Source organism: Aciduliprofundum sp. MAR08-339 (assembly GCF_000327505.1).
In the GTDB taxonomy this organism is placed as follows: domain Archaea; phylum Thermoplasmatota; class Thermoplasmata; order Thermoplasmatales; family Aciduliprofundaceae; genus Aciduliprofundum.
Genome location: NC_019942.1, coordinates 1,343,401 through 1,356,347 on the forward strand (window position 1 = coordinate 1,343,401; position 12,947 = coordinate 1,356,347).

Below are 12,947 nucleotides of genomic sequence, written 5' to 3' on the forward strand. Positions count from 1 at the left end.
CTCCTATGGCTCATCCATTAAAAAATTTTCTTAACCAATGTAGCCCAGATCCTCATGGCGCTCCTCTTCCTTTTGCTCTTCCTTTATCTGGGAGGTGATCTCTGTGATCTCCTTTGACCTAAGCTCCATCTCCTCAAGATCAAGACTCAGATTAAAGTACCTGTCCACTATTTTTAACACGTTGAGGGCACTCTTTGGATCCGAGAAATATCCGGAGGTCTCACCCATAAGGCAAACACCGCGCATATCAAATGCCACTGAACCGAGGCCCAGAAGCAAACCTGCAGCACCCACAATGCCCCCTGAAGGGTCCGAGGGTGAGAAATAAACCCCGTATTCTTTCATCTCCTCCACCATCTCCATATCTGTGGCGGCTCCGAACACGCGTGGCTCTTCAACAAGATTCCCCGTTCCGTACCCACCCAGGGTGAATATCAATTTTGTTCCTAATTCCTTTGCAATCTCAAGCACTTTGTAGGAGAGTTCGTACTGTCCCTCCGCATTCATACCCTGATAATCTCCCACAAGGATGATCAGATCCCTTCCATTGGGATTCTTATGATAGTACATCTCATTTTTCACCAGATAAAGTGTGCCATCGCCCTTCATAAGTACCTGGGGAGGAAGATACTTGGAGTATATCTCAACAAACAATTTAGCCTGAAGTTTTTCTTTCAGATACTCGGCTGAGATCTTGCCAACGTTCCCAACCCCGGGAAGACCTTCAATCAGAACCGGTTCGTTCAACTGTGGCTTTTCAAGGTACTTAACTATGATTGGTTCCATATCTTTCCACCTCTTTCTTTAGCATTCTCCTGTACTTTCCGTACCTGTCTTCAGGAGAGAATCTTGGAGGAAGCGCTTCCAATGTCTTCTCACCGCATTTCGGACAGTACAATTTAAGAGTGTATGTGCCGCATTTTGGGCATTTTCTTATTAGGGTGTGCATTTTCACAACCTTCTGTGGTACTCTCCTTCACCACCCAATTTTGAAAACTCTTCAATGGCCCTTTTTGCCAGTGCCTGCAATTTCTCCTCGGCAGTTTTGTAATCCTCTGCCTTAACATTTATCCTGTACCTAGGGGCACCCATATAGGTAACGGTAACATCCTCCTCCTCAATCTCCTGCAACACCTTCTTTATGTGCTCAATACCATCTGGTGCCGTGGTTGTGAGTTCCAGATAGCCGGATATGCGCACATATGGAGGAGTTATGTTCTCCTTGGCCACCTCTATAAACGTATCAATCCAATCTCCATCAAATCCCTCTTCCTTCAAAACATCCTCATTTATTGCGGCCTCTTCAAAGGCGGCAAACAACGTGCCAAAATGATTAATAAGTTCATATCCAAACTCATTGTAACATTCATCCACACTCCTTCCAAGTCGCTGGGCCACAATTTCAAACAATTTCTGAGCCTTTTTCTCATTTTTCCATTCCTGAATCTTCTCGCGCTTCTGATGCTCATTCACGCGCTTTAAACTCAAATCAATGTGCCCACGGGATGGATCAACACGCAGAACCTTACAAACAACCTTCTGACCCTCACGAACGTGATCCCTTATGTACTTTATCCACCCGGTGGCAATCTCGCTTATATGGATAAAACCCTCCTTTCCCTCATATTCATCCAGGGTGACAAATGCCCCGTAGGGTTTTACAGTCTTCACGGTCGCGATTACAAATTCACCTGTCTCCGGGTATCCCTTTCTCACTTATACACCTCTATTACCTCAGCCTTTATGTCTGCCTTACCACCGGTGGGTACCGCAAGGGTGGCCCCGCAAATGTGGCATCTCACCACTATGCTTGCCTTTGAGTATATGATCTGCTCATGTCCGCAGTCGGGGCACTTGACCTTGACAAAACTCTTATCCTCAATCTTGACCATCATTTCACCTCCACCAGTTCAAATTTCTTGGCGCGGATCATAGGGGATGTGTGGGCGCGATTGCACTCGGTACACCTGAAACGAAGATTTAGACGCTTTGTGGGCTTCTCCCTGCCCTCGTAGGTGGGCCTAGGAAATCCACCGTATCCGGCAGTAACCCTGCGGAATCTGCGCTGCCCGGCCTTGAGTTCACTGGCCTTGCGCTTTTTGACCCTCTCAACCGTGTGAATCGTATGTCTCTTGCAATAAGGACAATACATCTTAACCTTCCTTGGCATCTTCATTCCCATCACCAGATTAGTGGGCAAATAGGCATATAATATTTAAGTATTTTTACCCATTAAACCTGCGAACATAATAAACATGCCCCTGAAACTCTATTCTTTTTATCTTTTCTTCCCGTAAAAGTTTTTCAAGAACCTCACCAGATGCCCCATCCTTGGCCATGAGGTGAATGACTGCATCCTCACGCATGGGATGCACTGAGGTGATGCTCAGAATATCTTCCTCAAAATCACCGGTTGCCGCAAATTCACTGCCCTCATATCCTATGAGGTATTCAACCCCATCCACATTGCTGGAAAATATATGATACGCCTCTGCAACCACTTCCTCACTGGCCGGTTTGACCCATGGCTCCGCAGGAGGTCTTGTGGGTATGGCAATGTAGGCAATATCCGGGTTCAGTGTCTTCAAAAAAGAACCTATCTTCTCAAGTTCCTCGGAATAATCCAATCCCGAAATAAGCATCGTCTCTGTTACAATTTTTCCATTGAATTTCTTTCTGAAATCAACAAGACCTTGAAGAATCTCTTCAATTCTCAGGGATTTGTGAGGCCTGTCCACCCTGCGCCAGAATTCCTCACTCACAGCATCAACCTTGAAAGATATATAATCAAAATTCAACAGATCCTCTTGCACATCCTCTCTCCATATAAGGGAGGAGTTGGTGAGTATTGCAAGGGGATAGGAAAAATCCTCGAGCATTTTGGCCAGTTTACCCAAATTCAAATCCAGGGTGGGCTCTCCATCTGGCACCATTGTTATGTAGTCCAATTCTTCACCCACTCTCCTTTCAACCTCCCGGTATATTTTTTCTGGATCATAGAACATTCGGCGCTCAACACTCATTCTCAAAGTTCGTCCAATCTGGCAGTAGGTGCAGGCGTAGGTGCATACCTTGTAGGGTATATTGTTTATCCCCAGACTCCTGCCAAGACGTCTCGAAGGCACGGGACCAAATACAAGCATATTTAGGCATGCCTAACGAAGTTAATAAACTTGCTGAAACCTTTAAATCCCTGGCACATATTCCAATTAGGGTGATTTAATGAGATACAAGGATGCCGGTGTGGATATAGACATGGAGGCAAAGTTTATAGGAACCCTGGTGGAGCAGTTGAAGTTTCGCAGGGGAATAATGAAAAATTTAAAAAAGCATTTCACAGGCCTCGTGAGTTTTGGAGATTACTATATAGCCATGAACACCGATGGGGTTGGCACCAAGGTGCTGATTGCAAATGAGTTGAAAAGATGGGATACGATTGGAATCGATTGCATTGCGATGAATGTAAATGATACCATCACCGTGGGGGCTGAACCCATAGCATTTGTGGATTACCTTGCCATAGGCAGGTACGATTTGGATATGGCTAGGCAGATCGGAATCGGGTTGAACAGGGGTGCGCAGTTGGCCAACGTTGAAATTGTGGGTGGGGAAACTGCCACAGTGCCAGAGATTGTAAACGGGCTTGACCTTTCAGGAACGAGCATAGGTGTAGTGAAAAAAGATGCGCTCATCACGGGAGAGGATATAAAAAATGGAGACTTGATATTCGGAATTCCAAGTAGCGGGATACATTCCAACGGACTAACCCTTGCAAGAAAGGTGCTGGACCTGCAGGAGAAATTCGGAACTGGAACTATTGGAGATGAACTGCTCACACCCACAAGAATATACGTTAGAGAGGTGGTGGAGCTCCTCAAAAGATGCCGGCCCCATGGACTGGTTCACATAACGGGAGGGGGATTGAAAAATTTCATGAGGCTCAAGAGAATGAAATACGTGATTGATGCCCCAATGAAACCCCAGAAGATATTCGGGCTAATAATGGAGATGGCAAGCGTTGATTACGAGGAGATGTACAGAACCTACAATATGGGAATGGGTTTCGCCATAATAGCACCTGAAGATTGTGAGGAGTACGTGAAAAAGCACATAAGGGATGCAAGGGTAGTGGGATATGTTGAGGAGGGGGCAGAGATTGTGATCCCCCAGTTGAAGATAAGGTACACAGATTATTGAACGTCTTCAATGTTTCTCAAAACGTATTTTACATCCCTATCAGACAGCAATTTTACAGTGTAGGGCAGAAGTTCGTAGGATACAAAGAGCAGGGTGCTCAATCCCCGGAAATAGGCATCTATGGCAGCATACACCGCCCCAAATTCAAAATCCACATTTCCAATTTTTTCAAAGATGACATGCGGCACAACGCCGAACACTCCGATTTTTTTGTCTTTGTTTCCTTCCACAAGGGCTTTTACTCTCTTAACATCTATTTTTCTGCTGCCTCCCTCTGAAATGGGTGGCATAACGAACACCTCTATCTCTCCGTACTCAATGTCCATAATACCCTGAAGGTCTTTAATTCCAACATCCTCTCCCGGTTCGGCATCCATTATAGCCACACCATTGGATGGGGAATCTCTCTTATACGCGTAGATGTACCCATTCTCCATGAAAAGTCCAACTCTATCTCCTCTCCTTATACTCTCCCCCGCTATGGCCTCCGTTACCCTTATCTTCCCAATCAATTTCCCCACATCGTGAACGAAATCACCAATTTCCTCAAGGATTGCATATAAAAACTCCATTCCAGAGGGGGTTATCTTCCCGTTTTTTATATAACCCTCCGATTCAAGGCTCTTCATATACTCTGAGACTCCCTGAACTGTTATACCCACATCATCCGCTATATCCTTTAATTTCCTGTTGCCCTTCAAAATAGATAGAAGTACGAGCATCTTCGTTATTTTCCCCTTATCTCGGAGAATCATAGGGTAGGATAAAAGTGAAAGTTTATATTTTTATCTCCTATTCCCTCTTGATGAAAAAATTGCTACTGTTTGTGGCTGCTGCAGTTCTGCTCACTGTCAAATACATAGAGATGATCGGTCTGATGGCCAAATACAACGTTGCAATAATTGTAATCTCTCTGACAATTATTGCATCCCTAATAATTTTAGCCATGGCATTAAAATTCCTTGACAAAAAATGGAAAATGTCCACAGCCATAATCGCAATTTTAGGGCTCGTATTTGCAGTGCTATGGTACCCCTACAACAACGCTTGGATACATTTCTCATGGAATTTCCTCGTATTCACTTCCCTCTTTCTCGCATTTTACAGAATGGCACATTACGAAATAAAGAAGTTCCCCGCGTTCAGCTATTCGTTCATGCTCATTTACCTCCTCACAGAAAGCATATCCATGTGGAGAGGAGACACGTACGCTCCGTTCTTTCTAGTTTACCTGACCATAATAGTTCCAATGTACCTTGCGGGAATAGAAAAAATAAGAGAATGAATCAGTTGTCGCACTTGCCCGTGGGGCAGGCAGGATCAAAGGTGCTATCTACCTTCAGGTACTTCTCATCAATCTTCACATTGAAGGTCAGATCCATCAGGGGGCTTTCCTCCTTCTTTTCATCCTTTACCTCCTGCTTTGTACCCTTCGTACCCCTGTAAATCACCTGTACACTCTTACTCCCATCTCTGTAAATTGTTATTCCCTTGCATCCCAGTTTCCAGGCGAGAATATAGGTTTCCTCAACATCCCCTGTGGTCGCCTCATGCCTCAAATTGACGGTCTTGCTGACGGCATTATCCACATACTTCTGGAAGGCAGCCTGCATCTTCACATGCCACTCTGGACTGACATCATGGGCTGTGCGGAACAGCCTCTTTATCTCCTCAGGAATGTGAAGATGCTGAACGCTTCCTGTTTCGGCTACCTTGCGCATCAATTCCTCGCTGTATATGCCTGCTTTCTTGGTGATTTCCTCAAATAGGGGATTTACCTCAAGAAGTTCTTGACCATCGAGAACACGGCGAATGAATGCTATGGCAAATAAAGGCTCTATGCTTGATGAAGTGCCTGCGATTATGCTTATGGTGCCCGTTGGTGCTATCGTGGTCGTGGTCGCGTTCCTTATTCTTATGCCCCTCTTCCACCACTCGCTCCCCTCCCACGCAGGAAACACTCCTCTCTTCTCCGCAAGTTTCATGCTCGCCCTGTGCGATTCGTCGTTTATGAATTTCATTACCTTCTCGGCCAGTTCTATGGCCTCCTCGCTATCGTACGGTATCCCTAACTTGATCAGCATCTCTGCCCAGCCCATTACGCCCAAGCCTATTTTCCTGGACTTTCTTGTCATCTCTGTTACCTGCGGCAACGGATAGTTGTTAGCATCTATCACATTGTCCATAAAGTGCACGGCGATGTGAACAACATCCCTAAGTTCATCCCACTTCACCTTCCCATTCTCAACGAAGAGCGATAGATTTATTGAGCCCAGATTGCAGGATTCGTAGGGCAATAGGGGTTGCTCTCCGCACGGATTCGTGCTCTCTATCTCGCCCAGATGCTTCACCGGATGCTTCCTGTTTATCTCGTCTATGAATATTATTCCCGGATCTCCTGTCTTCCAAGCCTGCGTCACTATTAAATCCCATACCTGCCTCGCCCTTATCCTCTTAACCTCCTCCCCCGTCCTTGGATTTCTCAATGCATAATCCTCATCGTTGAGCAACGCTTCCATGAATTCATCCGTTATCGCCACGCTTATGTTGAAGTTACTCAGCACCCTGTTCTCGCTGTCCTTCGATGTGATGAAATCCAAAATGTCCGGATGATGCACGCTCAGCACTCCCATGTTCGCGCCCCTTCTCTTTCCTCCCTGCTTTATTACATCAGTCGCCACATCAAATACACGCATGAAACTTAAGGGCCCTGAGGCCACACCCATTGTGCTCGCCACTATGTCCCCCTTGGGCCTCAATCGTGAGAATGAGAATCCAGTTCCTCCCCCGCTCTTGTGAATCATGGCCGCATATTTGACCGCGTCAAATATGCCCTCTATGCTGTCAGGCACAGGAAGAACAAAGCACGCGCTTAACTGCCCTAACTTCGTGTTCGCGTTCATTAACGTGGGAGAGTTTGGCATATACATCCGTCTCTCCATAATCTCCGCAAACTTCCGCTTTGTATTCTCAATCTTATCCCATCTTTCTTCAAGAGCTTCCATGACATATGAGAACGGAACCTTCATATGTCCCTCTCTGGACAAATTTTGATAGGCTCTCTTCATCATCTTGAACTCCCACACACTCAAAAATTCAGGCATTTCATTCATATCAACCTCTCTAACTTCCTGATTTCCATCCATATCGTAGATGTCTGGCTCGTAGAATATGTCCACAAGGGCGAGATATCTGGCCGCACGCTCAAACATCTGCCTTGGAGTCTCAATAACGTTGCCCTCCTCATCTTTGAGAAGGTACCTTGCCTCAAGAACCTTTACGGCATTTACCGTGAGTTTGAGATCATCTTCAACGCCCATAACCTTCTTGGCCTGTCTCAACTTTCTTCTTTCTTCCCTGTAAAGAATATAGGCCTTGGCCACGTGAATATAACCTTCAAGCATAAGGGTCTCTTCTACAATATCCTGTATCTCCTCAACACCCACACTCTCCTTGCCCAATGAGAGAATCTTATCAACTACCCTCATGGTAACCCTATGTGCATCCTCCTCGCTGTATCTCCCAACAGACTCCATTGCCTTCCAGATCGCTTTGAATATCTTGCCCTCGCTAAAGTCAACTATCCTTCCATCCCTTTTTACAACCTGCATCAACTCACCCTCTTCTGACATACTTCTTTTTATTTCGCGGGTAAGTTAACCATACACCTGTGCATTTAAATTCTTTTTTTAGACGAACTTTCATGCACAAGAGTTCATACTTATGGTAAAAATGTTGGTAAAAAAGATGTTAATTAAATTGATCTAAATGCTCTCCTGTACTCATCTATGTTGCCTATATCAAGCCAGATCCCATCAAATACATAGCCGTACACAGGCTCCCTTCCAACAAGCCAGGACACAAAATATCCAGGACTGTCGGGGTTGTTTTTATCGTTGAGATACTCTTTTAATTTATCAAAAATGTAACCAGGAAAGGCATAGCATGCCGTGGCAACAAGGGTGCTCCCGGGATTTGATGGCTTTTCAACGAATTTTGTTATTTTGTTACCCTCATCGATGCTCACCACGCCGTATCTGGTTGCCTTGCTGAGATCCTTTACATCGTAAAGTGCAATAACTGGAGCGTGTTTCTCTCTGTAAAATTCAAGAAATTTCGTTAGGGATAGATCAAAATAATTATCCCCTGCAACTATCAGATACTCATCAATCCCATATTTATCCATGGCATATTTTATACCCGCAATTGCACCGAACTTTTCCTCCTCACTCCTTGTTGGCTCTATGAGAAGATCAATATCCTCATCCCTGCATCCCATCCAGTATCTGAATTCCCTCTCATAATAAGCATTTGTTGATACTATTATTTCCTTGATTCCCGCATCCCTTATCTTGTCCACAATCCAGTCAATCATTAACCTGTCACCAACAGGGAGCAATGGCTTTGCGATGAAATCCGTGATGGGAGCAAGTCTTCTCGCAAATCCACCTGCAAGTATGAGTGCCTTCATAGGAAGGAAATGTGCTCATCAAATTTTAGATTTTTTATCAAGCACTCCGTCTATTATCTCATCGCTCACTCCTACATAATTTAAAGGATCCAGAATCCCATCAATCCTGTCCTTCAGGAGGGGGCCTACCTCCGGATCTCTCAGCAGATTCTCACGAAAAACACCGGGCATCATTGAGATTCGCCTGAGCCTTTCGTGGGCCTCCTGTCTATCCCAGCCTTTCTCAACAAGATAAATTATGACAGCTTCAGCCATTATCTCCTCATGGGCCCTGATGTTTTCCAGCATCCTATCCTCGTTCACCTTCAAATTACCGAAAAGTTTTGCAGATTTCACCAGTATGTCATGGGTGAGGACGCATACGTGGGGTATAATGAACCTCTCGGCAGAAGAATTTGTAAGGTCCCTTTCATGCCAGAGAATTGAACTTTCGTACTGGGGGATCATAAATCCCCGAATTACCCTTGCCAAACCGCATATATTTTCAGCGGTTATGGGGTTCCTCTTGTGGGCCATTGTACTTGAGCCAACCTGCTTGTCGTAGCGAAACTCCTCCTCAACCTCACCTATCTCTGGCCTCTGCAAGTTTCTTATCTCGGTTGCGAATTTTTCAAGAGATGTGGCCAAGCCGGCCAGGAAGGATACAAACTCAAAATACCTGTCTCTGCCTACGATCTGCGTGGGAGCCTCCTCGTATCCAAGTCCAAGGTAATCCATAACATACTTCTGTATCTCAAGCGCTTTTTTTCCAAATGCAGCACCCGTTCCAACAGCTCCCATCATCTTTCCAACAAGTATTCTCTTTTTTATCTCCTTAAGCCTCTCATGATGTCTCAAAATCTCAGCCAAGAACACGGCCATTTTCAATCCAAAGGTGACGGGTACGGCCGCCTGCCCATGGGTCCTGCCGAGCATAACCGTGTGCCTGTAACTATCGGCAAGCGTGGCCAATATATCCTCAAAATTCCTGAGAGCATCTTCAAGATACACGAGAAACTCCTTGATCTGAAGTGCGGTGGCAGTATCTATTATATCGTTGCTTGTTGCCCCCAGATGTATGTACTTACCACACTCACCGCATACCTCCGCATAGGCACGGACCATTGCCATAACATCGTGTCTGATTTCATCCTCTATCTCCTTAACCCTTTCAATCTTAACATCATCTATTTTGCCACTCACAATATCCGCACACTCCTCCGGCACGTTGCCAAAATGGGCATGGGCTCTCACCAGAGCTGCTTCCACCATAAGCATGTACCGGAGTTTTGATTCCTCGGAAAATATGCGCTTAACTTCAGGTGTTCCGTATCTGTATTCCAAGGGACAAATTGACATAAGTGAGCATGCCTTTGTCTCTATTAATTATTTCCCGAAAATTTTATTTAGAGCCAGGAGCATATCTAATCGGTGTATTTATGGGAAGGGTTAAGAAGAAAAAAGGGGCGCCAAAACCCTACGAACTACCTTCAATATTTGATGAAGAGCATGAGGAGGTGTCCTCATACAAGGATATAGAGGCGGAGGATCATATTGAGGCTCTTAAAGAGAAGGATAAAATGGAGAGGTTCAGGGAGGCTTCAAAACTAAGAAAAAGGGCAGCAGAATACGAAAGAAGGGCTTCCATTTACCATCAGAAGTACAAGGCCGAGATGGAAAAGGTGGCAAGGTACCAGGCCGAGAAGGCAAAGTACAAGGAGAGGGAGCAAGAGATACGGGAAAAAATAAAACTTCTAAAGAGAAAGATTGCCGATTATCAAGAAGCGCTGAACTCGGCCACATCCCTCAAAAAGAGGGAGAGTTTGAGAGCGAAAATAGCCAGAGTACAGACAAAAATCTCCACCCTGAACTCAAAAATAAGCTCTCTGAAGGAGAAGCAAGCAGAGTATGTGAAGAGAATGAGTGCCCATAAGGCCAAGGCCGCGGAATATTACCAGAGAAGCAAGAGCTATGAACACGAGGCCCTCATGTTCAAAAAAACGGCAGAATCTCTGGAGAGGGGAGAATGATAAACGGTGCACAGATAATTCTGGCTTCATCTTCCCTTCCATTCATAGCCTACGGTGCGTTTCTTATTCATGGAGGAGAGAAGGTGGAGGGGGCATACAGCATAATTGGAGGGATATACACCTTCATTGCAATAATAATGATTCCACAGGGTTTCCCAGGAGCATACGTGTTTCCCGTATCCATTGCTCTTTCCGGAATAGGAGGGTTCCATGGTTATGCAGTATCAAGAAAAAAGATGAAACTTGCAAAGGGAATACTCCTAATTTCCATTGCAGTAGGCATTCTCCTCATGCAGGAGGTGCTCTGAATGAATGTGAAGAAGATCATAGCAGGGGTTCTCACATACATTGTTATATTCGCAATATATCTGGCATTTTTTTCATATCCTGTGACCCCTGCACACGTATCCCACATGGGCTATATTGATGTTGAGACAAAGAATTTGAATAAACTTCCACAGGGCGTTTACAAGGTGTACGTTAGAGGCTCTATCACCCCCGCAATAGTTGTTATCGCCACCATCAGAACTCCCTACGTGCCGTCAAGCAGTTACAGTTACTCCCTAAAGTACACCAAGGGCATTGCGGAAAATGAGATAAAGAAAAGGTATCATGTGAACATACTCCTGGTTTACAAGGGAGAGAAGAAGGTTGAGATTCAAAACCACGAGGTTGTGATGGAGCTATATGACGTGCACCTGAACTACACTTCCTCAGTTCCTCACTGCCTTCACTCAAACCAAAGATAATACAGCTCACCATAGGTGCATACTTCTGCCAGGAGAAATTCGAATAAATAATCGTTGCGTACGCATATCCACCGGAATTTGCTTCCGATTTCAACGGAGTGCTATCTTCAATTCAATGTTGAACTCTAACCTCAACCCTATCTCCAACAGAGCAGGGGAGTTTGGTTGAAGCATCACCCTGATTGACCGCAAATTCAAGGAAATTCTCACTGTTAATCAGGGCAATTAGCTCTCCCCGCTTAGCAAATCCGTAGGATGGCAAAAATCTGAGTCTCATGCCGAAAACTTCCACGTATGCAGGCCTTCCAACCATGCTTCCCGGGATATTTGTTACCACATTTCCGAATCTGTCCACATGGATTATCTCCCCCTCCAGAGTATCTCCGTTTTTAACGGGAGGATGGTAGGAGAATAAATGCACATTTTTGATTTTTCTAAGAATTCCATCACTTCTTCCCATGTCTATGTAGGCACCTGCAGGGGCAAACACATCCCTTCCATGAAAGGTCGTACTCTTTGGCTCCAATTGGATCTCATAGACATCATCAATCCTATCCGCCACATAGGTGATTATGCCATTGTCAGGTCCAACATACCAGGAATCTCCAAATCTAACCGCTATACCCTTCCTGCTGGTACCAACACCAGGATCCACCACGAAAACATGCACTGCATTTTTAAAGTATGGAAGTATGGCGCTCAGGACGTATGCAGCGTGTCTTATATCGTGCCTGCGAATGCTGTGAGTTATATCGATTATTCTGGCCTGGGGATTTATATTCAGAATCACACCCTTCATGGCACCAACGTAATGGTCCATGTATCCAAAATCAGTTGTAAGGGTGATCATCAGTACCTCACCCGAAATCCAACGATATTCTCAGGCTCTTCGTAATGAATCTCCACATCATCAACACGGGCATGGGGATGCTCGTACCTGCACATGTACAGCAGTTTTTCAACCTTATCCCTCGGACCCTCAAACACCGCCTCCACCCGCCCATCGTGCAAATTCCGAACCCAGCCATTGACCCCCAGCCTATCCGCGTTCTCCTTTGTGAAAGCCCTGAAAAATACGCCCTGAACACGCCCCGAGAAGAAAACATGCATTCTGACCTTATCCATGGAGTCCCGATTGAAAAAATAGTATTTAAATTTTAAACATAAAAAGTTGGAAATCAAAACCAAAAATGAGGCAAAATTCAAAAAAATTTAAATAGAAGCAAAATAAATATGCCTTATGTACATACGAAATCCACAAGATTTCGAAAAAATTATTGCATCTAAGAAAAGCATTCTGTTCGAAGCATACAAAATCGATCCGAGAAAAAGGAAATTAATCATAGCCATATCGGCAAAAAAAGAAAATAAGGAGGAGGACGTGGTGGTGGAGGCAAGTGAAGATAATATAACAGAATTCCTGAAGGCCATAGAAGAGAATTGGGATAAGATACCATCTTACCAAAAACCCAGGGTGAGGGTTCTAATCAAAGAAGTGAAGGAAAAACTTTAATTTTCGAA

At 44.8% G+C, this 12,947-nt stretch carries 18 protein-coding genes; 6 read left to right on the forward strand and 12 right to left on the reverse strand.

The window, feature by feature from the left end:
- Nucleotides 1-30: 30 nt before the first annotated feature.
- From ACIM339_RS07195 to ACIM339_RS07220, 6 genes are read right to left on the reverse strand one after another with little or no spacing between them, the layout of a single operon-like run.
- The gene (locus ACIM339_RS07195; RefSeq protein WP_015283953.1) at nucleotides 31-786 is read right to left on the reverse strand and encodes a proteasome assembly chaperone family protein; all 756 of its coding nucleotides are present in this window, start codon (nucleotides 784-786) and stop codon (nucleotides 31-33) included.
- Entirely contained in the window at nucleotides 767-949 is a 183-nt protein-coding gene (locus ACIM339_RS07200) for an RNA-protein complex protein Nop10 (RefSeq protein ID WP_015283954.1), read from the reverse strand. Before ACIM339_RS07200 ends, ACIM339_RS07195 begins: the two co-directional genes overlap by 20 nt.
- Nucleotides 950-951: 2 nt before the next feature.
- Nucleotides 952-1,716, reverse strand: coding sequence for a translation initiation factor IF-2 subunit alpha (locus tag ACIM339_RS07205; protein ID WP_015283955.1), 765 nt, complete (start codon nucleotides 1,714-1,716; stop codon nucleotides 952-954).
- The gene (locus tag ACIM339_RS07210) at nucleotides 1,713-1,892 is read right to left on the reverse strand and encodes a 30S ribosomal protein S27e (protein ID WP_015283956.1); all 180 of its coding nucleotides are present in this window, start codon (nucleotides 1,890-1,892) and stop codon (nucleotides 1,713-1,715) included. Before ACIM339_RS07210 ends, ACIM339_RS07205 begins: the two co-directional genes overlap by 4 nt.
- On the reverse strand, nucleotides 1,892-2,176 hold the full coding sequence (locus ACIM339_RS07215; RefSeq protein WP_048103888.1) for a 50S ribosomal protein L44e: 285 nt from the start codon (nucleotides 2,174-2,176) through the stop codon (nucleotides 1,892-1,894). The genes ACIM339_RS07210 and ACIM339_RS07215 overlap by 1 nt, the downstream gene beginning before the upstream one ends.
- A gap of 49 nt (nucleotides 2,177-2,225) precedes the next feature.
- Entirely contained in the window at nucleotides 2,226-3,143 is a 918-nt protein-coding gene (locus ACIM339_RS07220) for a radical SAM protein (protein WP_015283958.1), read from the reverse strand.
- A gap of 79 nt (nucleotides 3,144-3,222) precedes the next feature.
- On the opposite strand from ACIM339_RS07220, the gene purM reads away from it, so the two are divergent.
- The gene (gene purM / locus ACIM339_RS07225; RefSeq protein ID WP_015283959.1) at nucleotides 3,223-4,197 is read left to right on the forward strand and encodes a phosphoribosylformylglycinamidine cyclo-ligase; all 975 of its coding nucleotides are present in this window, start codon (nucleotides 3,223-3,225) and stop codon (nucleotides 4,195-4,197) included.
- Here purM and ACIM339_RS07230 read toward each other — a convergent pair.
- Nucleotides 4,191-4,952, reverse strand: coding sequence for a winged helix-turn-helix transcriptional regulator (locus ACIM339_RS07230; RefSeq protein WP_015283960.1), 762 nt, complete (start codon nucleotides 4,950-4,952; stop codon nucleotides 4,191-4,193). The two genes, purM and ACIM339_RS07230, sit on opposite strands and share 7 nt — an antisense overlap.
- Nucleotides 4,953-5,002: 50 nt before the next feature.
- Here ACIM339_RS07230 and ACIM339_RS07235 point away from each other — a divergent pair, with 50 nt between their 5' ends.
- Nucleotides 5,003-5,482, forward strand: coding sequence for a hypothetical protein (locus ACIM339_RS07235; protein ID WP_015283961.1), 480 nt, complete (start codon nucleotides 5,003-5,005; stop codon nucleotides 5,480-5,482).
- A 1-nt stretch (nucleotide 5,483) separates the two neighbouring features.
- Here the strand turns inward: ACIM339_RS07235 and ACIM339_RS07240 are convergent, their stop codons facing one another.
- From ACIM339_RS07240 to purB, 3 genes are all read right to left on the reverse strand, one after another.
- Entirely contained in the window at nucleotides 5,484-7,808 is a 2,325-nt protein-coding gene (locus tag ACIM339_RS07240) for an adenosylcobalamin-dependent ribonucleoside-diphosphate reductase (RefSeq protein WP_015283962.1), read from the reverse strand.
- Nucleotides 7,809-7,951: 143 nt separating this feature from the next.
- Nucleotides 7,952-8,668 carry a nucleotidyltransferase family protein gene (locus tag ACIM339_RS07245; RefSeq protein WP_015283963.1) on the reverse strand — a complete coding sequence of 239 codons (717 nt, stop codon included), beginning with the start codon at nucleotides 8,666-8,668 and terminating at the stop codon, nucleotides 7,952-7,954.
- Nucleotides 8,669-8,686: 18 nt separating this feature from the next.
- A complete protein-coding gene (purB, locus tag ACIM339_RS07250) occupies nucleotides 8,687-10,006 on the reverse strand; it encodes an adenylosuccinate lyase (RefSeq protein WP_015283964.1) in 1,320 nt (439 codons plus the stop codon).
- A gap of 80 nt (nucleotides 10,007-10,086) precedes the next feature.
- On the opposite strand from purB, the gene ACIM339_RS08080 reads away from it, so the two are divergent.
- The 3 genes from ACIM339_RS08080 to ACIM339_RS07270 are packed head-to-tail and all read left to right on the forward strand — an operon-like array spanning nucleotide 10,087 to nucleotide 11,426.
- On the forward strand, nucleotides 10,087-10,677 hold the full coding sequence (locus tag ACIM339_RS08080) for a hypothetical protein (RefSeq protein ID WP_015283965.1): 591 nt from the start codon (nucleotides 10,087-10,089) through the stop codon (nucleotides 10,675-10,677).
- Nucleotides 10,674-10,985, forward strand: a complete 312-nt coding sequence (locus tag ACIM339_RS07265; RefSeq protein WP_015283966.1) for a hypothetical protein — start codon at nucleotides 10,674-10,676, stop codon at nucleotides 10,983-10,985. The genes ACIM339_RS08080 and ACIM339_RS07265 overlap by 4 nt, the downstream gene beginning before the upstream one ends.
- Nucleotides 10,986-11,426, forward strand: coding sequence for a hypothetical protein (locus tag ACIM339_RS07270; RefSeq protein WP_015283967.1), 441 nt, complete (start codon nucleotides 10,986-10,988; stop codon nucleotides 11,424-11,426).
- A gap of 112 nt (nucleotides 11,427-11,538) precedes the next feature.
- On the opposite strand, the gene ACIM339_RS07275 is transcribed toward ACIM339_RS07270, so the two are convergent.
- Together ACIM339_RS07275 and ACIM339_RS07280 are read right to left on the reverse strand one after the other, a co-directional pair.
- Entirely contained in the window at nucleotides 11,539-12,276 is a 738-nt protein-coding gene (locus tag ACIM339_RS07275) for an S-adenosyl-l-methionine hydroxide adenosyltransferase family protein (RefSeq protein WP_015283968.1), read from the reverse strand.
- Entirely contained in the window at nucleotides 12,276-12,551 is a 276-nt protein-coding gene (locus tag ACIM339_RS07280) for an acylphosphatase (RefSeq protein WP_048103897.1), read from the reverse strand. Before ACIM339_RS07280 ends, ACIM339_RS07275 begins: the two co-directional genes overlap by 1 nt.
- Nucleotides 12,552-12,666: 115 nt before the next feature.
- On the opposite strand from ACIM339_RS07280, the gene ACIM339_RS07285 reads away from it, so the two are divergent.
- Nucleotides 12,667-12,939 carry a hypothetical protein gene (locus ACIM339_RS07285; protein WP_015283970.1) on the forward strand — a complete coding sequence of 91 codons (273 nt, stop codon included), beginning with the start codon at nucleotides 12,667-12,669 and terminating at the stop codon, nucleotides 12,937-12,939.
- Nucleotides 12,940-12,947: the final 8 nt, after the last annotated feature.